This is a genomic window from Lysinibacillus sp. FSL R5-0849 (assembly GCF_038595075.1).
GTDB classification, from domain to species: domain Bacteria; phylum Bacillota; class Bacilli; order Bacillales_A; family Planococcaceae; genus Lysinibacillus; species Lysinibacillus fusiformis.
Map to the genome: position 1 here is coordinate 1,338,204 of NZ_CP152004.1, position 24,967 is coordinate 1,363,170.

The 24,967-nt window shown below is 35.2% G+C and carries 21 protein-coding genes and 1 pseudogene; 17 read left to right on the plus strand and 5 right to left on the minus strand.

The genetic code is table 11. The features are described 5' to 3' along the window. Positions 1-9 precede the first annotated feature (9 nt). Both MKY80_RS06320 and MKY80_RS06325 read right to left on the minus strand, forming a co-directional pair. Positions 10-246 (minus strand): ferredoxin family protein, encoded by a 237-nt coding sequence (locus tag MKY80_RS06320; RefSeq protein WP_089985475.1) that lies wholly within the window; start codon positions 244-246, stop codon positions 10-12. Then, positions 246-761: a YwhD family protein gene (locus tag MKY80_RS06325; protein ID WP_342532364.1), complete on the minus strand. Its 516-nt coding sequence runs from the start codon at positions 759-761 to the stop codon at positions 246-248. Before MKY80_RS06325 ends, MKY80_RS06320 begins: the two co-directional genes overlap by 1 nt. A gap of 396 nt (positions 762-1,157) precedes the next feature. Between MKY80_RS06325 and MKY80_RS06330 the strand changes: the two genes are divergently transcribed. The 4 genes from MKY80_RS06330 (at position 1,158) to MKY80_RS06345 (ending at position 4,588) form a co-directional block, all read left to right on the plus strand. Next, the gene (locus MKY80_RS06330; protein WP_089985479.1) at positions 1,158-2,072 is read left to right on the plus strand and encodes a YafY family protein; all 915 of its coding nucleotides are present in this window, start codon (positions 1,158-1,160) and stop codon (positions 2,070-2,072) included. Positions 2,073-2,148: 76 nt separating this feature from the next. Further along, on the plus strand, positions 2,149-2,646 hold the full coding sequence (locus tag MKY80_RS06335) for a DinB family protein (RefSeq protein WP_089985481.1): 498 nt from the start codon (positions 2,149-2,151) through the stop codon (positions 2,644-2,646). A gap of 158 nt (positions 2,647-2,804) precedes the next feature. Continuing rightward, positions 2,805-3,383, plus strand: coding sequence for a type 1 glutamine amidotransferase family protein (locus MKY80_RS06340; RefSeq protein WP_089985483.1), 579 nt, complete (start codon positions 2,805-2,807; stop codon positions 3,381-3,383). Between the two features lie 215 nt (positions 3,384-3,598). Next, positions 3,599-4,588: an aldo/keto reductase family protein gene (locus MKY80_RS06345; protein WP_008174423.1), complete on the plus strand. Its 990-nt coding sequence runs from the start codon at positions 3,599-3,601 to the stop codon at positions 4,586-4,588. Positions 4,589-4,646: 58 nt separating this feature from the next. Here the strand turns inward: MKY80_RS06345 and MKY80_RS06350 are convergent, their stop codons facing one another. Next, positions 4,647-5,543: a LysR family transcriptional regulator gene (locus tag MKY80_RS06350; RefSeq protein WP_342533005.1), complete on the minus strand. Its 897-nt coding sequence runs from the start codon at positions 5,541-5,543 to the stop codon at positions 4,647-4,649. Between the two features lie 532 nt (positions 5,544-6,075). Between MKY80_RS06350 and MKY80_RS06355 the strand changes: the two genes are divergently transcribed. Together MKY80_RS06355 and MKY80_RS06360 are read left to right on the plus strand one after the other, a co-directional pair. Next, the gene (locus tag MKY80_RS06355) at positions 6,076-8,553 is read left to right on the plus strand and encodes an S-layer homology domain-containing protein (RefSeq protein ID WP_090001252.1); all 2,478 of its coding nucleotides are present in this window, start codon (positions 6,076-6,078) and stop codon (positions 8,551-8,553) included. A gap of 337 nt (positions 8,554-8,890) precedes the next feature. Then, positions 8,891-10,347, plus strand: a pseudogene (locus MKY80_RS06360) (IS1182 family transposase). Between the two features lie 169 nt (positions 10,348-10,516). Here MKY80_RS06360 and MKY80_RS06365 read toward each other — a convergent pair. Beyond that, on the minus strand, positions 10,517-11,644 hold the full coding sequence (locus MKY80_RS06365; protein WP_107921753.1) for an acyltransferase: 1,128 nt from the start codon (positions 11,642-11,644) through the stop codon (positions 10,517-10,519). Between the two features lie 280 nt (positions 11,645-11,924). Continuing rightward, positions 11,925-12,917, minus strand: a complete 993-nt coding sequence (locus tag MKY80_RS06370; RefSeq protein WP_008174407.1) for an acryloyl-CoA reductase — start codon at positions 12,915-12,917, stop codon at positions 11,925-11,927. A 126-nt stretch (positions 12,918-13,043) separates the two neighbouring features. On the opposite strand from MKY80_RS06370, the gene MKY80_RS06375 reads away from it, so the two are divergent. The 11 genes from MKY80_RS06375 (at position 13,044) to MKY80_RS06425 (ending at position 24,929) form a co-directional block, all read left to right on the plus strand. Beyond that, entirely contained in the window at positions 13,044-13,634 is a 591-nt protein-coding gene (locus tag MKY80_RS06375) for a TetR/AcrR family transcriptional regulator (protein WP_043989754.1), read from the plus strand. A 429-nt stretch (positions 13,635-14,063) separates the two neighbouring features. Continuing rightward, positions 14,064-14,969 carry an arginase gene (rocF, locus tag MKY80_RS06380; RefSeq protein ID WP_089985488.1) on the plus strand — a complete coding sequence of 302 codons (906 nt, stop codon included), beginning with the start codon at positions 14,064-14,066 and terminating at the stop codon, positions 14,967-14,969. A gap of 278 nt (positions 14,970-15,247) precedes the next feature. Continuing rightward, positions 15,248-16,675: an amino acid permease gene (locus tag MKY80_RS06385; RefSeq protein ID WP_008174402.1), complete on the plus strand. Its 1,428-nt coding sequence runs from the start codon at positions 15,248-15,250 to the stop codon at positions 16,673-16,675. A 239-nt stretch (positions 16,676-16,914) separates the two neighbouring features. Beyond that, a complete protein-coding gene (locus MKY80_RS06390) occupies positions 16,915-17,688 on the plus strand; it encodes a DUF817 domain-containing protein (RefSeq protein ID WP_342532365.1) in 774 nt (257 codons plus the stop codon). A 130-nt stretch (positions 17,689-17,818) separates the two neighbouring features. Beyond that, a complete protein-coding gene (locus tag MKY80_RS06395) occupies positions 17,819-18,406 on the plus strand; it encodes a pyridoxamine 5'-phosphate oxidase family protein (protein WP_008174398.1) in 588 nt (195 codons plus the stop codon). Between the two features lie 199 nt (positions 18,407-18,605). Continuing rightward, the gene (gene vanR, locus MKY80_RS06400) at positions 18,606-19,292 is read left to right on the plus strand and encodes a VanR-ABDEGLN family response regulator transcription factor (RefSeq protein ID WP_089985493.1); all 687 of its coding nucleotides are present in this window, start codon (positions 18,606-18,608) and stop codon (positions 19,290-19,292) included. 22 nt (positions 19,293-19,314) lie between these two features. Then, positions 19,315-20,409 (plus strand): HAMP domain-containing sensor histidine kinase, encoded by a 1,095-nt coding sequence (locus MKY80_RS06405; protein WP_342533008.1) that lies wholly within the window; start codon positions 19,315-19,317, stop codon positions 20,407-20,409. 91 nt (positions 20,410-20,500) lie between these two features. Beyond that, on the plus strand, positions 20,501-21,415 hold the full coding sequence (locus MKY80_RS06410) for a serine hydrolase (RefSeq protein ID WP_089985498.1): 915 nt from the start codon (positions 20,501-20,503) through the stop codon (positions 21,413-21,415). 144 nt (positions 21,416-21,559) lie between these two features. After that, entirely contained in the window at positions 21,560-21,955 is a 396-nt protein-coding gene (locus MKY80_RS06415; protein WP_043989750.1) for a VOC family protein, read from the plus strand. Positions 21,956-22,189: 234 nt separating this feature from the next. Next, entirely contained in the window at positions 22,190-23,320 is a 1,131-nt protein-coding gene (locus MKY80_RS06420; protein ID WP_171365228.1) for a CamS family sex pheromone protein, read from the plus strand. A 349-nt stretch (positions 23,321-23,669) separates the two neighbouring features. Continuing rightward, entirely contained in the window at positions 23,670-24,929 is a 1,260-nt protein-coding gene (locus MKY80_RS06425; RefSeq protein ID WP_258954917.1) for an NtaA/DmoA family FMN-dependent monooxygenase, read from the plus strand. Positions 24,930-24,967: the final 38 nt, after the last annotated feature.

Genomic DNA, 24,967 nt, shown 5'->3' on the forward strand with positions numbered 1-24,967 from the left:
GCCTGTCATTTAGTTTCGAAAATAGTTACGCGCTAGTAGAGTTGCAGAATTATATTCATCAGGCAATTCATCCTCAAAAAAAATAGCCTCTACGGGGCAAACTAATTCACAAGCGCCACAATCAATACAAATATCAGGGTTAATGACATATTGAGTATCCGTATTCACAATGCAATTTACGGGACAGACATCTAAACAAACGGCTGCTTTTTCATCCCTACATAATTCTGTAATTACAAAAGCCATTACAAATCCTCCCATAATTGATGTTTTAATTCTTCAGGTGAGTGTGTCCAATACAGTTCATTAAATTCAGATAAAAATTGGGAAAGTAGTTTTTTTGAATTTGTATCGACATGATTTAGGAGAAATTTCCCTTTAAGTGCTTTATCTAAATAATTTACTTGCTCTGGCAACGATTTATAGCCAAGTTTAATGCGGCGTTCTTCTTTTGATACCCGTACTTCACTTGCGGTACATCCCGCATAATAAGGTCCATTTTCCCCTACCTGAAGCGCTACCCAAACGATCCAATATCGATTATAATCGTCACTAGCATGAGCTAAATCTGCTGAAAAACGCACTTTTTTTTCAATAATACTTCGCCCATGTAAGGCTTCTAGGTCTATAAATACGTGTTCTTTTTCACAATCTATAATAACAGGCGTTACATTATTTAAATCAAGGGTACCTACTCCATACCCTCCATCTCCATCTGTTGAATCATTACTTAAGATGGTAAAATGTATCTTTTCTTTCATAGAAAACACCCCCACACTTTTTACAACATTTACAGGTGTCGCAAATAGAAACAATGTATAGTATTAAAAAGCAAATTCATTACGTATAGCTTTTATAAATTAATCTAATTGAACGTTTTAGTAGTAATTTTTATACTATACGTAATGGTTGCCAAGGATTTCTCCTCATACTTTTTTAATTCAAAAGTATAACTGAAATATACAACTTATTATCCTTTGTTGTCTTCGGACTTACGTCTGAATTGTTATGATATGGTAAATTGATGTTCGCTACATTTTTATGAACTTTATATAAATAAGAAAATTGACAATGTCTATTTCGATAAATAAATTTCACTGAGTCATACAGAAAGAGTAGAATTGGTACTAAATAGATTTAATGAGAGGAAAAGAATAATGAAATTAGAACGATTACTATCTATTATCTTCAAGCTTCTCAATCATGAAATAGTGTCGGCTTCTAGCTTAGCAAATGAATTTCAAGTATCATCAAGGACAATTTATAGAGACATTGAAGCAATATGTGCCGCTGGGATACCAGTCGTTTCTTTCCAAGGGACAAACGGCGGTTTCGGGATTATAGAAGGATACAAATTCGATAAAAGCTTAATGGACCCTAACGACATTTTGAATTTAATCTCAGTATTAAGTAGTTTATCAAGTATCTTTGAAGATAAAGATGTTGAACATACACTAGAAAGACTAAAAATGCTGGACATAGGTGATAAAAAAAGTGCGTTCATGATTGATTTGGAAAGCTATAGGACTGAACCGAGTTCTTTAATGAACCTTAGACAAGCTATATACGAAAGAAAAGTAATTTACTTTAATTATGTAAATAATAAAAATGAATTTACGTCTCGTGAAGTAGAACCCATTCACCTTCATTATAAGTATTGTAACTGGTATTTATATGGTTATTGTAGAGGGCGTACGAGTCATAGAGAATTTAAAGTATCGCGTATGATGGGCATTACTCTGTCACAAGAAAAGTATTTACAAATGCATGAGTATAAAAGCGATTCATCCTATTCAAGAGGTCATCAAGAGAGAGTGCAGGAGGTGGTCATCTGGGTAAGTCCATATTCCTTAGCGGAAGCATTAGACCAATTCCAAAATTCTTCAAAGGTCATGAATAGCGATGGAAGTATGACATTTACATTTTCCGTTTATCAACCTCTGCATGCTGGATGGCTGAAATCGATTCTTTTAAGCTTCGGTAGTGAGGCTAAAATTATAAAGCCTGTTGAACTGCAATCAATTTTAGTAGAGGAAGCCAAAAAATTAATCAATATTTATAAAGATGTATGACAGGCTGCTGTCATATATCTTTTTTTATAATCAAAAAGTAAGTTTCTAATACTAATAATAAAGGAGTAGATGTTTTATGAATCATGCAAAAAATATGTACGAGTACCATGTTTGGGCTAATAAGGTGCTATTAGAAAGAATGAGGGAATTGCCAAGCCATGTTCTATATGAAGAGATTAAAAGTTCATACTCAACGATTGCTCAAACATTTAGTCACATATATGTCGTTGATGTAATGTGGTTACAAGTACTTAAAGGAATTGATATGCAAGAAGCATTTCAATCTGCAAGGACATTGGTAGAAAAGACTAATTTTTATTCTTTAGATGAATTTATTAAGGCAAATGAAGAACTTGCTACACAGTATGAAAAATGGATGAGTAGCCAGCAAGATTTAGAGCAGAAAATAAACGTGAATAACCCTTGGACAGGTTCTAGAAATACAGCATACTCAGAAATTTTATTCCATGTTGCTAATCATGGTACATATCACCGTGGAAACATAACAACTATGTTAAGACAACAGGGGTACGAATCTATCATGAATGACTTTTCTTTGTATTGGTATTTATAGTTGTTCCATACACTAAACATTTAAAAATAATGCCACAACTACTGATTTTATATGATCTTGCTAGAGGTAATGGTAGTAATCAACTCATCATATGGTTGAATCAGCAGAACCTTGCTGGATTTACTACATTCATCATTAAAAAATAAGGAGGAACACAATTGAAAAATATTTTAGTTTTTATTATTGATGGCTTTGCCGATTGGGAGGCAAGTTATGTAACGGCAGAGTTAAATAAACCTGGGACAGGATTTCAAGTTCAGACAATTGCAATTGATAAAAATCCAAAGAAATCGATGGGAGGATTGACGGTTCTTCCTGACTATAGCCTACTAGATTTTCCTTTTGATTTAGAAATCACTATGTTAATCATACCTGGTGGAACTGGATGGAAGGAAGAGAAAAATCAACAGGCCAAGAAGCTTGTCGAGTTTTGCTTTACAGAGGACATCCCAGTTGCAGCAATCTGTGATGCCACTACTTTTTTAGGGAATCACGGATTTCTTGAGCAATATAACCATACAGGTAATTCATTAGCCTATTTGAAAGAAGCGGCACCTAATTATAAGGGGGATGAAAAATATATAGACCAGCAATCCGTTAGTGATGGCAGTCTTATAACAGCAAATGGCACCGGTGCATTAGAATTTTCGAGAGATATTTTATGTAAATTGGCTGTTTTAGAAAAAAAAGAACTAAAGGAATGGTATGATTTATTTAAAAAAGGATTTATTGTTTAATGGTCATCAGGTTGCTATTAAAATTTGATAAGTCCATTTCTACCATACCTTTAAAATAATAATTTAGGAATAACCTTCTACATCTAAGGATAGTAGGAGGTTATTTTTCCCTTTAGTGTTATATATTTTTTATATTAATCTATAGCTAATAATATATTATCCGTAATAATACGTGGCTTTTATAATGAAGATACCATATAAAAGGAGGGTCTAGCATGGAATTTAATAAACTTGGCAATAGTGGATTATCCATCAGTAAGATTGCCTATGGAAACTGGATAAATCATGGCGGAAAAGTGAATGAGGAGATGGCACATGCATGTGTAAGAGCAGCATTAGATGTTGGTATTACAACATTTGATACCGCTGATGTTTATTCAGACACGAAAGCAGAGGAAATACTTGGTCGCTCATTACAAGATGTGAGGAGAGAGAGCATTGAACTATGTACGAAGGTGTGCCATCCGACTGGTAATGGGCCAAACGATAAAGGTTTATCTCGAAAACATATTCTAGAAAATTGTCATGCTTCTTTACGTCGGTTACAAACCGACTATATTGATGTCTATTATGCACACAGGTACGATCCAACTACTCCTCTCGAAGAAACGATGCTAGCATTCTCAGATCTTGTAAGACAAGGTAAAGTACTTTATATCGGTGTAAGTGAGTGGACGGCAGAACAAATTACTAGGGCTGCATCTCTTGCACGAGAATTGCATATTCCTCTCATCGCTAGCCAACCACAGTATTCCATGCTATGGAGAGTTATCGAAACTGATGTGATACCGACTTGCCAACGTGAAGGGCTAGGGCAGGTCGTTTGGTCGCCTCTAGCACAAGGTATTCTTACAGGAAAATATTTACCACAAAAACCAGTGCCAGTGCAGTCCCGGGCTAACTCTGATGCGGGCAAACCTTTTTTCAACAAACTTGCACGACGTTGGATGGACGACAATGTACTCACGGCTATACAAAAGCTTAAACCTATTGCACAAGAGATGGATCTTACTCTTGCTCAACTTGCAGTAGCTTGGGTACTACAAAACGAGCATGTTTCCTCAGCGATTATTGGTGCGTCAAGCCCAGAACAGGTAAGAGAGAATGCATTAGCTGCTAGCGTCAAACTAGAACCTGCAATCATGAATCAGATTGATGGAGTTCTAGAAGGTATCATTGAGTACGACCCAAGTAAAACGGGATAATTTTTTGTACAAGACTTTTCATACTTGATGACCCATCCCATTATAGGATGGGCTTTTATTATTGGTCATTCATTTGGGACATATAATAGTGCTCTCTAACAATTGTTAAGAAATGAGGAACGACTGAAGATTTTTCATCTTGTCTCCAGCCAACATATAGGTTTATTTTTGGTGTAGTCTCTTTGATTTTTTTATAGATTACTCCAGGACGGTTATAACTTTCCATCGATGAAGGAACAACAGAAACACCCATTCCAGTTGCCACTAGATTAACAATCGTTTGCATTTGTATAGCCTCTTGCACGACGTTTAAACTTACCCCGTGAACCCAAAAGTAGCTAATGATTAAATCATAAAAATGGGGACCAAAATGCCGCGGAAACATTATAAACGGTTCATCCGCTAGTAATTGTAATGGAATTTCGGGCAAAGAGACTAAAGGGTGATCTTGATGTAAAACTAATCTTAAAGATTCCTCAAAACAAATTTCTGAAGCAAGTGTTTCGTTGTTTTGCTCAGAACGTATAAATCCAATATGAATTTGTTTTTCATAAAGTGCTGCTAATTGTTGTTCTGTTGTCATTTCACGTAAGGTAAGATGAACTTGTGGAAAGCGTGCTCTAAATTTATTAAGGATTTTTATAACGATTTCTGTTGAATCAACAAAACCTATGATTAAGCTCGCATTTTTCCCTTCAGCAGCAAGTTGTGTTTCATGTATGGTTTTTTCTAATTGAATGAGAGTTTGCCTAGATCCTTGTAAAAATATCTTCCCTGCATCTGTTAGCTCAACCATTCTCTTTGTCCGATGAAAAAGTTGAACGCCCAGCTCTTCTTCTAATTTACGAATTTCTTGGCTAAGGGGAGGCTGTGCCATCCGAAGACGTTCTGCCGCACGACTAAAATTCAATTCTTCTGCCACCATCATGAAATAGCGCATCTTTCTAATATCTATTTTCAATCACCCCTTCTAAAATCGATATAGTAATGATAGGCGAACAATAATTATAGCTAATTTTAACAATTTATATTTTATTAGCATAGAGATTAACCTGTTAATGCTTTACATTTATACCGTTCTATAATTCATTAAACATACTATTATACCAAAAAAATAAATGGAATCTGAAAAATGGAAATTAAAGTTTCCAGCTATAAATAAATGTTTTTATGTGCATTTTGTCTTCGTTTATCTAATTATTGGGAAAAAGTTATGTAATAATTACCTATCTAACCAATTTGGTATTAAAATTACCTTATTTTTAGCGTTTATTTATTGGTAATGTAGTTATATTATTGTCTTGTAAAGCAAATTTAAGATTGATTGGTATTTTTCATCATGAAAAATTTTGAAGGCTGCTTTATCCATAACGATTAGTAATTATTATTTGAGAGAACGTATTATACATATCTTTAAAAGTTAATAGAGCGGTAATATTGTTCTCACAGAATAATATAATTTTATTTGAATTCTGGAGGAATATAAAATGACGAAACATAACAAAGGTCGTAAATTTTTCGTAACTACTGCTACAGCAGCACTTGTAGCATCAGCAATCGTACCGGTAGCATCAGCTGCTGAATTTAATGATGCAGATAGCATTTCATCATGGGCAAAAGAAGCGGTGCAGTTTTTAACTGACAAAGGTTTCATCCAAGGTGATGAAAAAGGAAACTTCAACCCAGCAGGTACACTTACTCGTGCTGAAGCTGCTGAAATTTTATCAAAAGCATTAGACTTAAAAGCTACTGGAACAGAAGATTTTACAGATGTAAATGAAAATGACTGGTTCTATAATGCAGTGCTTGCTACTTCACCAGAATTATTTGACGGTATGGGTAATGGTAAATTTGAACCAAAAGCACAATTAACAAGAGAACAAGCTGCTAAAGTTATCGTTCAAGGTTATGAATTAACTGGTAAAGCAGACCTTAGCCAATTCTCAGATGCTTCTAAAGCTTCTAAATGGGCTGTATCTTACTTAGAAACAGCTGTTGAAAATGGTGTAATCAATGGTAAAGGATCATTATTAGCGCCACAAGATAAAATTAGCCGCGAAGAATTCGCTACTATGGTTAAACGTACAATTGATGCAGTTAAAGAAGTAACACCAGCAGTAGAATCAGTAAAAGGACTTAATGCAAAAGAATTTGAAGTGAAGTTCAACACAGCTGTTGATGCAAAAGATGCTGCTGTAACAGCGAAATATGCAATTGATGGTGTAACGATTACGAACGCTAAAGTATCTGAAGATGGAATGACTGTTACTTTAACAACTGATAAAGAAATTAAATTAACAAATGGCAAAGTGACTGTAAACCCAATCAAAACAAAAGCAGATGCAAAAATTCTAACTGAAGAATTTAATAAATTAATCACATTTGCTGATACAACTCCTGTTAGCGTAAATTCTGTTGAAGCAAAAGGCACAACAGCTGTAATCACTTTCGATGAGCTTGTACAAAACGAAGGAACAGTAAGCTTAAACGGTACTGAACTTGCTAAAGATCGTTATACATTATCTGGAAAAACATTAACGATCAAAGGTTTAACTGCTGATCAAACTTATAAAGTAGACATCGTAGGGGCAACTGACTTCGCTAATAATATCGCAAATCCAATTGCAGTGAACTTCACGGTTCTAAAAGCAGACGTTGATAATTCTAAACCAACTGTTTCTACTGCAGTGAATGGAACAGAAATCACGTTTGATTTCTCAGAAGAATTAATGAAACAAAATCTTGATGCAGATGCTGGTGCTACTGCTGCCGAATATGCAAAAGTAACAGTGGGTTCTACTGTTTACTACTTAAAAGATGCTGATATGAAAGATACAGAGGATAAAACTGTATTTACTATTGATGCAAAAGCTGCATTAGGTACAGCTACATTCATTAATGCGGACGTGAAAGTCGAAGGACAAAAAGATTTAGCTGGTAATGCTGGAGATGCATTTGAATTCAAGGCTATTTTATCTAAAGATTTAACGCCTGCTACACTTGTATCTACTTCGACTAAAATGTTAGTAGCTGACGATGTTAATGCTACTACTGATGTAGATGCTCTATACCTTACTTTTAGCGAGCCAGTAAAAGTAGATGGTAAATTAACAGTTAAAACTCAAAATGGTATTGCTTACACTACTGGAAAAGAAACAGCTGTAAAAGCAGATGCTGGTTACGATGTAGATGGTAACGGTAAAATTGAGGGTGCCGAGAAAAACACTGTGAAAGTGAACATTGACTTAGATAGCAATTCAACATACACATTTGAATTATCTGCTAAAGCAGTTGCTGATTTAGCTGGCAACGTAACTGCAGATACAATCACATTCAATGTGACAACTGGCACGTATGAAGCTACACCTGAAACTACTACAGATTCATTAGTATTTGGGGCTACACCAGTTGTAGTAACAGATAACAATGTATTCACTGTTGAATATGCTGCTGATGTGACTGCAACAGCAACAAACGCTTCTAGCTACACACTTGGAGGAAAAGAGCTACCTGCTGGCACTCAACTTCAATTTGTTGATGGTACTAAAAAAGTACGCTTCACTTTACCAGAGGGTTCTATCACTGCAAATGGTAATTATGTACTTGAAGCTAAAAATGTAGTAGATACTAAAGGTAACACTCTTAAAAATGGCAAAGCGACAACTCTAGTTGCTCTTAAAGAAAATATTGTGCCTGTAGCTTCTAAAGTAACAGTAGTAGATAGCAAAACATTTACAGTTGACTTCACTGAAAGCATTGCTGATCAAGCTACACCAACAGGTTTAACAGTTAAAATTGCTGGCTCAACTGTAGAAATTGCTTCAGCTTCTGTAGCTAATGGTAAATTAACTGTAACAACTAAAGCTGACTACGCTTTAACTGATAGCATTGTAGTTGAATTTAAAGCTACAAACCTTGTTGATGCAAATAACAACAAAGTAAAAGACGGTTCAGTTTCAAAATAATTAAGCTGATCATGTAAGAAAGCCCTGTGGATTTCCGAGGGCACTGAAAAAGTCAATATCTTCTCATATTGCGAGGTATTCAGCGATTAAATCGTTGAATACCTCGCTTTTTTCATTTGGCACTGTAACTCTACTGTTGTTTTCCGAAGCATTCCGCTCGCTTTCCGCGGGCGAGCGCCGAGCCTCCTCCTACGCTTCTCTTCGTGCGGGGTCTCGTCTGTCTCGCTTTCCCGCAGGAGTCGAGCGATACTTCTCCAAACAACGCAATGTATCACACTATTATTTTAGTCACGCTTTCTTTTATAATAAAAGAATTAATGTGCAGGTGGTGCCCCCGATGATATCAAATCAAGAAACCCTTAATTTAAGTCCATATATGGCGATCTACGATATTGTTGTGCCAAAAGATAATATACTTCGCCAAATCAATGAACTTGTTGATTTTTCATTCATTTTAGAAGAGTTAAAACCAAAATATTGTTTAGACAATGGACGTAATGCCATTCCTCCAATTCGTATGTTTAAGTACTTATTATTAAAAGCGATTTACGATGTATCAGACGTCGACCTTGTAGAGCGTTCAAAGTTCGATATGTCATTCAAATATTTCTTGGATATGGCGCCAGAAGATCCAGTCATTGATTCAAGTTCGCTTACAAAATTTCGTCGGCTTCGTCTTCAAGACGTAAGCTTATTAGACATGCTCATTGGGAAAACAGTTGAGATCGCATTGGAGAAAAATATCATCAACCGTCAAACGATTATTGTGGATGCCACACATACAAAAGCACGTTACAACCAAAAAACGCCTAAAGAATTTTTACAAGAGAAATCAAAAAACGCTCGAAAAGCTGTCTACAAAATTGACGAATCAATGAAAGAGAAATTCCCCGCAAAGACCACTTCTAACGAAGTAAAGGATGAATTAACTTACTGTAAGGCAGTTATTTCAGTCATTGAAAAGGAACCACAAATTGCACAAATGCCATCTGTCAAAGAAAAGCTGAATATTTTAAAAGAAGTCGCAGAAGATTTCCAAGAACATCTAAATTACTCTTCTGATACGGATGCGCGAAAAGGGCATAAGACATCGGAATCTTCTTTCTTCGGGTATAAGACACATATCGCGTTGAGTGATGAACGTATTATTACAGCGGCTGTCATTACAACAGGTGAAAAAAGCGATGGAAAATATCTTCAAGAGTTTATTGAAAAAAGCACACAAGCAGGTATGAAAATTAATAAAGTTATTGGAGACGCAGCTTACTCCGAAAAGGCAAATATCGAATATACAAAAGAAGAGAAAATCGCGCTCGTTGCAAAGCTGAATCCTATTCTTACACAAGGACCACGAAAAGAAGAAGACAAGTTTGAGTTTAATAAAGAAGCTGGAATGTTTGTAAGGCCGGTCATCTCGCGACAAGAAAAGCCCGTACGGGTAAAAAAGGAACGAGTAAGAGTCAAAGTCAGACATATTATTTTAACGTTGAAAGATGCAGAGTATATCCAATGAGAGAGGGCTGTTATAAAGAAGGCGCAAAAAGTAAAACATATTCTGTCACAATTAAGTCGGATACACATGTCGAACAAGAGGCATTTCAAAATACGGAAGCATTTAAGCAATTAGCCGTAAATCGCTACAAAATAGAAGCGAAGAATAGTGAATTAAAAAACGGACACGGGTACGATAAAGCATCGACTGCGGGTCTATTTGGCATGGAAATTCAAGGTGCTACAACGATATTCGCTGTCAATTTGAAACGGATATTAAAGCTACTAAACGAAAATGAATAAGGAATAGAGACAGAAATAAGGCACTTCCTGTTCAAAATTGAACAAAAAGTGCCTTATTTTCAACTGAAAAAGGTTCGCTTGTATGAAGACGTAAGTTTTTCAGTGCCCTAGGATTTCCACAGGGCTTTTTTGTTAGTCCACATAGTTTCTACTATTATAATAGGCAACATTATTTATAAGGAAACTCTTTCGGAATCGGTCCGAATGCAATCCAATGATATTTAATATATTTTCCCACCAGAAATACTACAATCCATGTAGCAAATAGAGCAACTATAAAGCCTCCCACACTCCAAACATGAAATAAGAGACTATTGCCACTTACAGGTATTTGACGATAAAGTAAGAGGAAAAAAGGATGTAATAAATAAATGCCAAATGATAGTGTCCCAAGGTTAATAAGGGCATTTACAAAGGTTTTATTCCCTCTTTCATAAATCCAGAAGGAAAGTTGTAACACTACAATACAGGCCGATAAAGATTGGAGCTGAAAAACTAGTTCAAATACGATACTGTTGGCTAAATAGGTTTGGGATGAGTAAACAAAATAATATAGATAAATATTATAAATAGTAGAAAATAACCAAATAGCCCAAATGAAATATATAGAAACAGGGAAGTTTTCTTTTGTTAGCTGGAACCATCGTTTATACTTTTCAAAATAAATTCCTAAAAATGCACCAGCCAGGAAATAAAGTATATAAGAGAATGAAATACTCCCTCTGAATGGATACTGCCAAAACTCAGCATTAAATTGGATAAAAATCCATTGAAGAGCTAGTCCTATCCATATCAGGTGAGGGGATAGGGCGGGTTTTTTCTTTAAAATATATAAGAATAATGGGAACAATAGATAGAACTGCACCATAATAAATATATAGTATAAATGAGTATATGTTTTTCCAATTAGTAGTTTCTCAAGAAATTCAACACTAAAAAGGGCGTGCCATGTTAATGAAAAATCATGTGTCACATAAAATTGCATGGCCGCATAATAAAAGACGGAAAAAAAGAGATAGGGAATAAGTATTTGGGTAACTCTTTTTTTATAAAAACGAACAATCAGTGTTTTTGTGAAATCCTTTTGTATATAGTTGTAAAATAAAACAAACCCACTTAAAAAAATAAAAACAGGGACAGCGAATTTGGGAAAAATATTCAAAAATACGTAAATGGAGTAGAGTCTTGATTCGCTGGATAAAGCTGTAACAGGTGTACTAGTAGAATGGATAAGAAGTACAGCTAGTATAGCTAAGGCTCTAGTAATATTTAATTCATCAATATGTGCTCGTTTCATATGATCATCTCCAAAAATAGTTGATAGTTTTTGAGTTCCCTGAATTTAATGCTCATATACATTAATGGTATGTTTGAGAACATGAATTTAGACAATTTTTTATAACGCTTGACTAGAAGCAACTAGTGATACGTTCATGGCTTACTATAAAGAGCTTTTATGTCAGGTAGATGTCAAACAAAAAAAGCTACCATGCTGAGGCATAGTAGCTTGTAGGAATGAAAGTAGCATGATAAAAGCCTTCCTACATTCATTTGTAAGAAGGCTTCGTTTAATTTATTTATAATTTCACAAGGAATCTACCTCTTGCTTGACCTTTCAGTAACATAGGTAAAACATCTGGAAGTTGCTGCAATGTTACCTCTTGATGAATGAAGCTTTCAAGGTTTGTCGGTTTAAAATCTGTCGCTAAACGATTCCATATTTTCAATCGTACATCCATTGGACAATAAACAGAATCAATTCCAAGTAAATTCACGCCTCTTAAAATGAAGGGGAAGACACTTGTAGGAAGGTTTGTTCCTGCTGTTAACCCACTGCTAGCAACTGCACCTCCATACTGAATTTGGCTCAATAAAGAGGCAAGTGGCTCTCCTCCAACAGAATCGACAGCTGCAGCCCATTTTTGTTTGCCTAACGCTCTAATTTTCCCATCAAATACGTCTCCACGATCTACAATTGAAGTGGCTCCAAGGTTATTCAAGTATTCATGTTCTGAATCTTTTCCTGTACTTGCTTCTACTTGATAACCTAGTGTTGAAAGAATCGAGACAGCAAAACTGCCTACACCCCCAGTTGCACCCGTAACAAGGACTTTTCCTTTCTCAGGATTAATGCCATTTTCTTCGAGTCTTTGAATAGACAAAGCAGCTGTAAATCCGGCTGTTCCTATAATCATCGCCTCTTTGAGAGATAGACCGCTTGGAAGTGGAACAATCCATTTAGAAGGAATACGAGCGTACTCACTAAATCCTCCAAAGTGGGCTACGCCAATTTCATAGCTTGTTGCAATTACCTCGTCACCTTCATGGAAACGGGGATCTTCAGAGGATACAACAATCCCAGCTAAATCAATACCGGGTACGAAAGGATAGGAAGTAACGATTTTACCGTCTGGTATAGTTGCTAAACTGTCTTTATAATTAATGCCAGAGTAGCTTACTTTAATTAATACTTCACCATTTGGTAGATCATTTACAGTAAGATTATTAACTTTCACCGAAAAATTCTCATCTTGATTGACTACCAACGCTTTAAAGTTTTCTAATGTCATCCTAAACATCCTCCTACAATATAATTCCATTAAACAGTATCAAAATTATTCTGACCGGTCAATATAAAATTGGAAATGGCACTCTGTTCATGTATAATGACTTGTATCAAGTCATTGGAGGCTTTTATGAAAAAGAAAGAGGAAGAACGAAAGAAACAAATAATGAAAGCAGCCTTTGAGGCTGTTTCAAATTTAGGCTATGATAATGTTACATTACAAGATATTGCCGATCATGCAGATGTTTCGAAAGGTGTCGTTCACTATTACTTTACGAGCAAGCAAAACATATTATTAGAATTACTGGAATCCACAACAAACAAAATCTATAGTTTTGAAATAAAAGAAATTGCCAAATACGAGAAGGCAATAGAAAAACTTCATGCCTATATAAATGCTGTTTTTGTATCCCCTCAGGACAATAAAAAATTTTACAGAGTGTATTTAGATTTTTTAGCCCAAGCGAATGGAAATGAAGCCTATAAAAAAATAAACTTAAAATTTTATGAGAATTGTTGGGGAATTGGACAAGAAATTATTGAGTTAGGACAGCATGAAGGTGTGTTTTGTGAAGATATGGATTCCTTAGCAAGTGCAAAAATGGTAAGGGCGATGATTGATGGTTCTTTGATACAATGGTTAACCGATGATTTAGAAGAACAACATCAATATTATAAAGAAACGTGTTTGAATAGTATTTTAAAATTATTAAAAACTTAGCAGTTTTAAGGCCCTACTAGCTACGTCGTAGGGCTTTTTTTCTGTCCAAATAATCGACTAAAGCTATTTTAAATAAAATTTTTAGTAGAAAAAAAGAGTGCCTAACATAAACAAAATAGGATGTATTTTCAATATTATGACATTAAATAGTGTTGAAACCTTAAATTACCTTGAAAATTTTCAAAAAAAACTATAAAAAAAGAATAGTTTCACTGTTCTGTTTTTGAAATTTCTGACAATAAATGATGTGAAATTGTAAAATATTGTTTGTGTATTCATTACTTTGCTGTTTATGCATTCATTTATGCATGATGAAATCTATGTTTTTAATAATCCAAACTGTATAAAAATTAAAAATAATGTCGAGTTGAGTCAATTTTTCATTTTCTTTATACTGTGAAAGTAATTATTGGAGAGGAGAAAATTATTATGCGTAAAGAAGTGACAATTATTGGGGTGCCAATGGATTTGGGTCAAACGAGAAGAGGAGTCGACATGGGGCCGAGTGCCATTCGATATGCTGGTCTAACAGATCGACTTGAGGGTCTTGGATATTCCATTCAGGACGAAGGGGATCTGACTATCGAACTCGTTCATAAAGATGTAGAAATAGAGGCAACAACTAACTTAAAAAATTTAAAAACTGTAGCTGATGCTAATGACAAGCTTGGTCAAAAAGTAGATCAAGTTATTTCCTCAAAACGCTTTCCTTTAGTTTTAGGTGGAGATCATAGTATTGCCATTGGTACATTAGCAGGTGTTTCCAAACATTATGAGAATCTAGGCGTTATTTGGTATGATGCCCATGGTGATTTAAATACAGGTGAAACATCACCTTCAGGTAATATTCATGGAATGTCTTTGGCAGTAAGCTTAGGACTTGGTCATCCGGCACTTACGAATATTGGTGGCTATGCGCCAAAAGTGAAGCCTGAAAATGTTGTTATTATTGGGGCACGTGATTTAGATCCAGGTGAGAAACAACTAATTAAGGAAATTGGCATTAAGGTGTATACGATGCATGAAATCGATCGTTTGGGCATGACGACAGTAATGTCCGAAACGATTGAATATTTAAAGGAACGCACTGACGGTGTCCATTTATCTTTAGATTTAGATGGCCTTGATCCTAATGATGCTCCAGGTGTAGGAACTCCAGTGGCAGGTGGTATTAGCTACCGAGAAAGTCATCTTGCTATGGAAATGCTATCAGAAGCAAATATTATTACTTCTGCAGAGTTTGTAGAGACAAACCCAGTTTTAGATCAATATAATAAAACAGCTATCGCTGCCGTAGCTTTAATCAGCTCACTCTTTGGCGATACATTACTTTAAGCAAACGATTGGGAAGATGAATGAGCCTATAAGGAAGAACTTTTTTAATAAAATTAGGTCGGCACAACCGAATATTAGAAAATTGCTCTCCCTCATTATAGTTTACAATAGAACGAATTAATGCTCTAGACTAAACGGGAACTTTTATTTGTCAGAAAATTGACTGTTCACAAAATAGATTAAATTTTATAAATCAAATCTATTGATATTTCTACTAGTTATCTTTTTGTACTTACAAAAGTAAGTGCTTACAAGGTAATAGCATAAGGGGTTTTTTTATGGCATCAGAACAATATGAATTAAAAAGAAGTATGAAAGCTAGACACTTGTTTATGATCTCACTTGGGGGTTGTATAGGAACGGGGTTTTTCCTTGGATCAGGCTTTACCATTAATCAAGCCGGACCAACTGGCGCCATTCTTTCTTATTTAGTAGGCGGATTAGTGATGTATCTAACGATGCTTTGTTTAGGTGAATTATCAGTGGCTATGCCAGTATCTGGTTCATTTCAAACATACACGACGAAATTTATAGGTCCTGCTACTGGTTTTGCTGTTGGCTGGCTTTATTGGCTAGGTTGGGCAGTAACGGTTGCCCTTGAATTTTTAGGCGCTGGACAACTTATGCAAAGATGGTTTCCTGAATCACCAGTATGGATGTGGTGTTTAATATTCGGGGCACTGCTCTTTTTGTTAAATGGTTTATCAGCAAAGGCATTTGGTGAAGCAGAGTTTGTCTTTTCTAGCATTAAAATTTTGGCCATCATTATGTTCCTAGGAGTTGGGGGAGCAGCTATGTTTGGCTTGATCGATATGAAGGATGGAACGGAGGCCCCATTCCTTACTCATTTTTATGAGGGTGGACTATTTCCAAATGGTGTAACAGCATTGCTTATAACGATGATCACTGTGAATTTTTCATTCCAAGGAACAGAGTTAATTGGTATTGCTGCAGGGGAAAGTGAAAATCCGGAAAAAACGATTCCTAAATCTATTAAACAAACCGTATGGCGTACACTTTTCTTCTTTGTTCTATCCGTGGTTGTGCTTGCAGGTATGATTCCTATGGATAAAGCGGGAGTTGTTGAAAGCCCATTTGTAGTTGTATTGGATAGTATAGGTATACCTTATGCGGCTGACATCATGAACTTCGTTATTTTAACAGCGTTATTATCGGTTGCTAACTCTGGTCTATATGCAGCAACGCGTATGTTATTCTCTCTTTCCGTTGAAAAAATGGCTAGCCCACTTTTAGGGAAGGTTAATAAGAGAGGGATTCCTATGAACGCATTATTAATAACACTTGCTGTAGCCGGATTATCACTTCTGTCTAGTGTTTTCGCTGCAAAAACAGTTTTTGTTTGGCTTTTATCGCTAGCAGGTTTAGGCGCTCAAATAGGCTGGATTGCAATTACAGCATCACAAATCGCCTTTAGACGATCTTATGTGCGACAAGGGGGAAAAGTGGAGGATTTAAAATTCAAAGCTCCACTTTATCCAATCATTCCAATTATCGGTTTAGTCGCAAACTGTATTGTTATGGCGAGCTTGGCATTTGATCCATCGCAACGATTAGCACTTTATTGTGGTGGAGCATTCTTTATCGGCTGTTACATCGTTTATTACTTAAAAGTGAAGAAGACTAAGGCGATAAAAATAAGCCAACAAGAAGTACAGTTAAAATTAGATCAAAAAATGTATCTTTAAGTAGGGGAGTAGCTGCTAAGACGGCTACTCTTTTCTATTTTTCCTCCTCAATCCCACAAATTTAGAAAAATGAAGGACGTATCTCATAAAAAATTGTTCCAATAAAAAGTGAAATATTTTATCGTTATTCGATAAAAAAATATTGAAATTAGATAATTTATCGTATATTCTTCATACAAGAAGAATTTAGTTTTGCACGCTAAGTTCCTCATACTTTGTATCATTACTGAGGTGAATGTATGATGAAGAATTTTTTGAAAGACTTAGGCTACTTTACGTACCATCAATCATTATCTTGTATTTTTCCTGTCGTAATATTTATTACTCTCGCGCTCTCAAAAGTAATTCATATACCAGGCGTTGCAAGATACGATTTCATTTTAATAATCTGTCTTGTGACACAATACTTGATGTATAAATTTGGTCTAGAAACGAAAGATGAAATAAAAGTGATTTGTCTGTTTCATATTATTGGGTTTGTTCTTGAACTCTATAAAGTGAATGTTAATTCTTGGTCTTATCCAGAAGAGGCTTGGTCAAAAATTGGAGGTGTGCCATTATATAGTGGCTTTATGTATGCAAGTGTAGCCAGCTATATTTGCCAGGCGTGGCGCAGGTTTGATTTAAAGATTGTCAATTGGCCAAAGAGTTATATTGCTATTCCACTAGGTGCCATGATTTACTTGAATTTTTTCACACACCATTTTATTTACGATTTAAGATGGCTGTTAATGGTGTTACTTTTCATTGTGTTTTACCGTACAGTTGTCAAATTTACCGTACGCAAAAACATCTATCAAATGCCGATTGTCGTATCTTTCTTTTTAATAGGGTTTTTCATTTGGATTGCTGAAAATATTGCTACATTTTTTGGTGCATGGTCATACCCTAATCAAGAAGTAGCCTGGACGATTGTTCATTTTGGGAAAATCAGTTCTTGGTTTTTACTTGTCGTTATTAGCATTATGATTGTGGCACAGCTAAAGTTATTTTATCGAGATTCGGGTGAGTGAATGAGGAATTAGAGTCTCTTTACATTAAATAGTTTGAAGTTGTACCCACAGGTTTTCATCAAACTGTCCCTTTCGTAGGCGCCCTTCCTGCTGTAGACTCCTCTGTAGAAGAGAAATAGGGGGTTAAAAAATGAAAACGGACATTCGAGTGCATCTAAGAGCCTGTACAGATGACAACCAAATAAAACAATTTTTAGAGGTCGCACAAACTGCTTTTCTTGGTTTAGTGGATGAACAAATGCCATATGTTATTCCATTTAATTATGTCTTTAAAGATGAATATTTTTATTTTCATGGAGCGAATGAGGGGAGAAAAATAAATATTATCGAGACCAATCCACATGCATGTATCACAGTATGCGAAACTTTTGGAACAATGGTAGACCCCATTCCTGCTGAAACGGATACAGCATATATGAGTGTGGTTGCGCATGGTCAAGTGGAAATAGTAACAGATTTAAATGAAGCAACTGCTGCGATGCAGGCAATGCTTGATAAATATGTACCAAACTATTACCATAATCAATTATCGAAAAAACATATCGAAAAGTATCAATCTTCTTTAGGGAGTAAAACACTTGTCTTGAAAGTGAAACCTATTACGATAACAGCAAAAGAAAATAAATTAAATGAACAAATGAAATTTTATCCAGGGAGAATAGTAAAACAAGATATGTCCCAAAAATCTGCTCCTACTGCCATCCATTCTTCAAATTAATGCGCTATAAAACAATTAGCTTTACAGAATGGCTTTCCTTTATTTCGTTATAAAGATTTGGAAATATGTTATTTCCGAATCTTTTTTTAGTTGGTTTCGAAAATAAACTACTCTTATTTATAGATATAGCAATAAGGAAGTGCTATAATGCGTGTGAAAAAACGTGGGAAATTCGAGGATAGAAGGAGGAGCAGTTTGTTTGAATATTTTAGTAGTTGACGATGAAAAAGAAATTGCAGATTTAATAGAGCTTTATTTAAAAAATGAAAATTATAATGTATTTAAATATTATACAGCTCAGGAAGCATTGGCTTGTATGGAGCGTGAAGGTTTAGATTTAGCTATTTTAGATATTATGATGCCACATATTGATGGCTTTACCGTTTTACAAAAAATACGTGAAACCTATAATTTCCCTGTCATAATGCTGACGGCTAAGGAAGAGGAAATTGATAAAATAAATGGCTTTTCTTTAGGAGCAGATGATTATATTACAAAGCCTTTTCGACCATTAGAGTTGGTCGCTCGCGTTAAGGCACAGTTACGAAGATTTACGTTATACAACCAAAGCTCGAAGCCACATGAGGATACGATTGATTTTGCAGGTTTAATGATGAACAAGAATACGAGACAAGTCTTGTTAAATGAAAGACAATTATCCCTTACACCTACAGAGTTTTCTATATTATGGTATTTAAGCTCGAATAGAGGAAAGGTTATTAGCTCAGAAGAGTTGTTTCAGGAAATATGGGGAGAAAAATATTTCAATAGCAATAATACAGTTATGGTTCATATTCGGCATTTGCGCGAGAAAATGAAAGATTCTGTAGAGAACCCTAAATTTATTAAAACGGTTTGGGGAGTGGGGTATACAATTGAAAAATGAGTTTGGAAGACTGAAGAGGAAAATGGTTTTACAAATTATTTTTATTCTTGCTGTGGCCATTATATTCGGTTTGATTATCAACTTCGCCCTCATCGATGGTGTTTTGCAAGCGCCTTTCGCTAATGCTTTTATGTCCTTCTGTGAAAATATTTTACAATTAGATTATTATGCAGCCCGACAAGCTTATTTTGTATTATTCCAACAAAATAAACCCCTTTTGCTAACGATAGGATTTATTTTATTACTGCTCGTTATTTTTTATATGGCCTTATCTCGTTTTACTCGTTATTTTCATCAAATTAGTTCAAGTATCTCCATGCTTTCTGACGAGTCAGAACAGGAAATCCACCTACCTCCTGAGCTAGATTTTTTGGAGAAAAAATTAAATGATGTAAAAAATAAATTAGAAAAACGGGCAAGAGATGCGCAAGAAGCAGAGCAACGGAAGAATGACCTTGTTGTTTATTTGGCACATGATATTAAAACCCCTTTGACTTCGATTATTGGCTACTTAAGCCTTTTAGACGAGGCTAAGGACATGCCTGTGGAGCAAAAAGAAAAATATGTAACGATTACGCTAGAAAAATCTTATAGGCTTGAGCACTTAATCAATGAGTTTTTTGAAATCACTCGATTTAATTTACAATCCATTATTTTAGAAAAAGATTCAATTCCTCTAAACTATATGTTGATGCAAGTCGCCGATGAATTTTACCCATTGTTAACACCTAGAGGTCAAAAGGCAATCGTCCATATCGATGGAGATATTACTATTTATGCAGATGGCAATAAATTAGCAAGAGTATTTAATAATATTTTAAAAAATGCCATGGCCTATAGTGAACCTAATAGTACAATTGAAATTACTGCTAAAAAAGAAAATAATGAGACATTTATTTCGTTTTCAAATACAGGAAAGACGATCCCTCCTGAAAAACTAAAGATGATATTTGAAAAGTTCTATCGTTTAGATAATGCAAGGTCCACACAAACTGGTGGTGCTGGACTAGGTTTAGCTATTTCAAATGAAATTGTACAAGCCCATGGCGGAACAATTACAGCTACTTCTAGTAACGAAAAAACGATCTTTACTGTCATGATTCCGGGTAATTCTTAAGGAACCTTAAGAATTCACTAATAGTTAATTAAAATAAAGCTCCTCTTTTTATGTTTGAATAAAGACATAATGAGAAGGAGTTGTTTTTTATATGTTCAAGAGAAAAGGTATTTTAACTATACTATTCATTTTCGTCATGATGTTTGTTTATTTTATATGGGCTAAAGAAACGCCTGTATCCTTACAAGTCAACACGCAATCGTTTGACATTCCAACAAAGAGTGGCGATATGATGAATGTTAATTTATATAGCCCGAATGCTATTTTGGTGAATTTGGATGAAAATAAAGTTCTGATAGATAAAAATAGCGAGGAAGTTATTTACCCTGCGTCATTAACAAAAATGATGACGGTTTTAGTGGCTATCGAGCAGATTCCTAATTTACAGGAAGAAATTGTTTTAGGGAATAATATATTTAATCATTTATACGAAGCGAACGCATCACTTGCTGGCTTTCTCCCAAATGAAAAGCTTACGCTAGAGGATTTATTATATGGTTCTATGCTGCCATCAGGCGCTGAGGCTTCCATCGGTTTAGCTGAATATATTGCTGGCTCGGAAAGAAAATTTGTAAATTTGATGAATGAAAAGGCCCAACAGTTAGGCATGGAAAATACTCATTTTATGAATACTACTGGATTGCATCATACAGAGCATTATACGACTGTCAAAGATATGTCTTTACTTTTGCAATATGCATTAACAAATGATGAATTTCGTCAAGTGTATACAGCGGAAAGATATTCTATCAAACCTACAAATCGTCATCCAGAGGGGATAACCTTTACAAATAAAATGTTTCAAAATATGACAACAAGAGCATTACCAGGCGGAGAAATTTTAGGTGGGAAAACAGGCTATACAGACGATGCGGGTTTATGTTTAGCAAGTTTAGCTACAATAAATGGACAAGAATACATCTTAGTAACAGTAGGGGCTGAAGGGAATTCTCGAACAGAACAATATAATATAACAGATGCATTTTCTGTGTATAGTCAATTATAAATTAGTTTCATGTAGCTTTAGAGATTCATCTGAAATCATGTAATATTGAATTGATAGAAAATTAATAATTATTTTATTTTTCATCTTATAAAAAATGCTTTATAGTAAATGTATTCAAACATATTTGCATCGAAGGAGGATACAATGGGGAGATTAGTTCATTTTGAAATTCATGTAAGTGACATGGAGAGGGCAAAGAATTTCTATGGGAACGTATTTGGTTGGTCATTTCAAGATTGGAGTGACTACGCAGGAATGCCGTATTTTGGAGCGGTAACAGGTGTTGAGGATGAGCATGGCATTGATGGTGCTTTAATGCAACGTCAAGGTCCGCCTCCAGAGCCTAACCAAGCTATGAATGGATTCGCTTGTACGATGGGCGTAGAAAGTTATGATATAACGGAAGCAAAAATTCTAGAAAACGGTGGCCAAGTAGCTATGCCAAAGTATGCATTACCAGGTATGGCATGGCAAGGATACTATAAGGATACGGAAGGCAATATATTTGGTATTCATCAGCCAGATAAAAATGCAAAGTAAGAATGAATAATGTAGCATTTGAAACCCACAATTAATCAAAATTAACCATCTAAAATAACCTGGTAAGACTTATGTTCCTTTACGGACATAAGTCTTTTTTTGATGGGTGACATCGCAACAACAAAAGGGGCAAAAATGGTGAAAATTTCAAGTTAATGATGTTTTATTTTGGTAAATTTGTTATGGTAAATAAAGGTATTTAAAATGTATCATAATGATCGAGGAGTAATCGTGATGAAAAGAAGAAAACGAATGTTATTTTTGGTGGCGCCCCTATTACTTTTAAGTGCTTGTAATAGTGAGATGGAGGGGGACACGAACAATGAGAAAAAGTATATATCGTCTATTCAAAAAAAGGAAACTTATGAAATTCAACATCCTGCTAAATTTAATATTGCTAGAGGCTCCATAATCAAGAATATGAATAATGCATTAAATATGAATGAAATAGAAAGAGGTTTAATGGATTTATCCATCCATCAATTTTCGACTGATAAGTTTTATTTGCAGGAAGGTCAATATTTAAGTGATGAAACGATTAGTCAATGGCTAAGTAGAAAAACAAATGATGATGTGGGTTTAAACCCTACTATCGAAAATAAAACCGATAATGTTTTAGAGGATGAAAAAAGGTATCCCTTAATCCTTTCCCATGTATTGGAACAAAATTTTATTAATAAAGAAACTAGTAAAATGGAAGGCATGTCGATCGCCATATCGTTAAATGAATATTATGACATACGAGTAACTGATGATGAAGGTTTAATTTACACTGGGCAAGTGAAAGTAGACCAAAACGATGATGGTGTCGATGATGTCAAAAACTTTGGTAAAAAAGTAGCTGAAAAAATAGTTAAAGATATTAGGGGAAATGTAAAAATACCGAATGTTCCTATTTACCTTACGTTATTTCAAGAATCGAATATAAATGATATTATTCCAGGGGTATTTTTAGCGGAAACGTTTATTGCTCAGGGGGAAGCTACCATTATAAAATGGGCTGAAATAGATAAGAAATTTTATATATTCCCCTCGGAAGCGTTATATAGTTTAGATCAAAATATGTATACTAAATTATTACTTTTCAAAGAGGACATTCAGGAAGGATTTAAACATTTAAACCCAAAAATATTTGGCAAGCTACGATATGAAGAAGGTAAATTAACAGATATTCAAATAGAGGTGAACGCTCCACTTATAAATGAACCAGAGTTGATTGGTCTATTACAGCTCATAAGTACCAATTTAAATAGGATATTAATCGATTATATTCCCATTACAGTTCGGATCATTGATCAGCAACAAGATGTAGGAATTGTCCTTTGGGACCCTATTGAAAAACAAGTTTTTGCAAAGCCTATTTAACTTCTCGACAACGTAAATGTTTATTTATAACTAGTATTTGGATGAATTGAAATTAGGGGAACTATCCACATTATTAAAGCTTATGACCCATAGGCTAGCTGTTAATAAAGAGGTCAAACTTTTCATGGATACCACTGCCTTTGGTGATATCTTTTATTATGATAATAGCTATATTTCTCTTTATAGTAAGTGTTTAAAATAATAACGTCTAGGTGCTCATTCAACTGAGGCACCTCTTTTTTATGGCAAATGGCATTGCAATCTTATACATGAATGAGTATGATGAAAATGATAATCATTTTCATTTAAGGGGAGTGGAGAATTCATGAAAAGACATCTCATTATTGGTATGCATCTAGCTGTGCAAAACAAACATGGCGAGAAAGATGTGTTGATTGATGAGCATATTGCATTCGCGAAGCGTGCGGAGGCGGCTAAATTAGATTTTTTATTTAAAGCAGATTACTTAATGGCTCATCCAGAATTAATGGCTAAAACAAAAGGTACAGTTGGGTTAGACCCTAGCTTTTTATTGACAGCAGTGGCAAGAGAAACGAAGCAAATAGGTTTAGTAACTACCATTTCTACATCCTTTATACCACCCTATTTAATTGCCCGACAATTACAATCCTTGAATTGGATTAGTGGGGGACGTGTAGGATGGAATATCGTGACCTCCATTGATGGTGCCTATAATTTTAGTAACGAGGCTATGCCTTCCTCAGAGGAGCGTTATGCTAAAGCGGCTGAATGTACTAAGGTTGTGAAGCAGCTATGGCATAGTAATCCTTATGAAATGTTAGAAACAGATGGCAATATAGAGAAAATAAAAGAACTTATGAAGCCAATCAATCATGAGGGAGAGTTTTTCCATATAAAGGGACCGTTAAATATACCGATGCATCCGACGGGAGAAATTCCATTATTTCAAGCAGGAGCATCGGACGTGGGGCGACAATTTGCAGCAACCGTATCCAATGCCATTTTTGCGGCGACACCAGCTATGGAAGTTGGTATTGAAATGCGCAATGATTTACGGAAACGAGCTGTTAACGTGGGACGTACAGCAGATGATATACGTTTATTACCAGGACTCTATTTCTTTATTGGAGATACATATGAAGAAGCATTAGACATGTACCATCATGCACACGCACATTTAACCCTGGAGCGTCGTTACGATGCTTTAGAGTCAGTCATTGGTTTGAATATTCGACATATGGCACTACATGATCCTGTAACAGTGGATATGTTACCACCCGAGAATCAAAAAGTACGCAGTCGAACACATGCTGATCTTGTTCGTCGTTACATCATGGAAAATGAACCATCAGTTGAAGTACTGCTTGCTCGTCCAGAAGTAATTGGTTCAGCACATCTTGTAGCAATCGGCACACCACAGCATATTGTCGATCAAATCGTTACTTTTTATGAGGAGGGGGCATTGGATGGCTTTATTGCTGTTCCAGGTGGTCCTGCGAAATCTTTGGATTTATTCTTTAGCAAAGTTATCCCTCTGTTAATAGAGCGTGGGTTATTTCGAGCTGAATATGAAGGTAGTACATTAAGCTCCCATTTAGGCTTAAACGCGCAATTATCTAATAAATAAACAAAAAAGGGCAAACAAATAGTTTTGCCCTTTTTTTG

What these genes read in the sequence shown, in the direction of transcription:
- MKY80_RS06320 (WP_089985475.1), bottom strand. Translation starts at nt 246, where the DNA reads ATGGCTTTTGTAATTACAGAATTATGTAGGGATGAAAAAGCAGCCGTT.
- MKY80_RS06325 (WP_342532364.1), bottom strand. Translation starts at nt 761, where the DNA reads ATGAAAGAAAAGATACATTTTACCATCTTAAGTAATGATTCAACAGAT.
- MKY80_RS06330 (WP_089985479.1), top strand. Translation starts at nt 1,158, where the DNA reads ATGAAATTAGAACGATTACTATCTATTATCTTCAAGCTTCTCAATCAT.
- MKY80_RS06335 (WP_089985481.1), top strand. Translation starts at nt 2,149, where the DNA reads ATGAATCATGCAAAAAATATGTACGAGTACCATGTTTGGGCTAATAAG.
- MKY80_RS06345 (WP_008174423.1), top strand. Translation starts at nt 3,599, where the DNA reads ATGGAATTTAATAAACTTGGCAATAGTGGATTATCCATCAGTAAGATT.
- MKY80_RS06355 (WP_090001252.1), top strand. Translation starts at nt 6,076, where the DNA reads ATGACGAAACATAACAAAGGTCGTAAATTTTTCGTAACTACTGCTACA.
- MKY80_RS06365 (WP_107921753.1), bottom strand. Translation starts at nt 11,644, where the DNA reads ATGAAACGAGCACATATTGATGAATTAAATATTACTAGAGCCTTAGCT.
- MKY80_RS06370 (WP_008174407.1), bottom strand. Translation starts at nt 12,917, where the DNA reads ATGACATTAGAAAACTTTAAAGCGTTGGTAGTCAATCAAGATGAGAAT.
- MKY80_RS06375 (WP_043989754.1), top strand. Translation starts at nt 13,044, where the DNA reads ATGAAAAAGAAAGAGGAAGAACGAAAGAAACAAATAATGAAAGCAGCC.
- rocF (WP_089985488.1), top strand. Translation starts at nt 14,064, where the DNA reads ATGCGTAAAGAAGTGACAATTATTGGGGTGCCAATGGATTTGGGTCAA.
- MKY80_RS06385 (WP_008174402.1), top strand. Translation starts at nt 15,248, where the DNA reads ATGGCATCAGAACAATATGAATTAAAAAGAAGTATGAAAGCTAGACAC.
- MKY80_RS06390 (WP_342532365.1), top strand. Translation starts at nt 16,915, where the DNA reads ATGATGAAGAATTTTTTGAAAGACTTAGGCTACTTTACGTACCATCAA.
- MKY80_RS06395 (WP_008174398.1), top strand. Translation starts at nt 17,819, where the DNA reads ATGAAAACGGACATTCGAGTGCATCTAAGAGCCTGTACAGATGACAAC.
- MKY80_RS06405 (WP_342533008.1), top strand. Translation starts at nt 19,315, where the DNA reads ATGGTTTTACAAATTATTTTTATTCTTGCTGTGGCCATTATATTCGGT.
- MKY80_RS06410 (WP_089985498.1), top strand. Translation starts at nt 20,501, where the DNA reads ATGTTCAAGAGAAAAGGTATTTTAACTATACTATTCATTTTCGTCATG.
- MKY80_RS06415 (WP_043989750.1), top strand. Translation starts at nt 21,560, where the DNA reads ATGGGGAGATTAGTTCATTTTGAAATTCATGTAAGTGACATGGAGAGG.
- MKY80_RS06420 (WP_171365228.1), top strand. Translation starts at nt 22,190, where the DNA reads ATGAAAAGAAGAAAACGAATGTTATTTTTGGTGGCGCCCCTATTACTT.
- MKY80_RS06425 (WP_258954917.1), top strand. Translation starts at nt 23,670, where the DNA reads ATGCATCTAGCTGTGCAAAACAAACATGGCGAGAAAGATGTGTTGATT.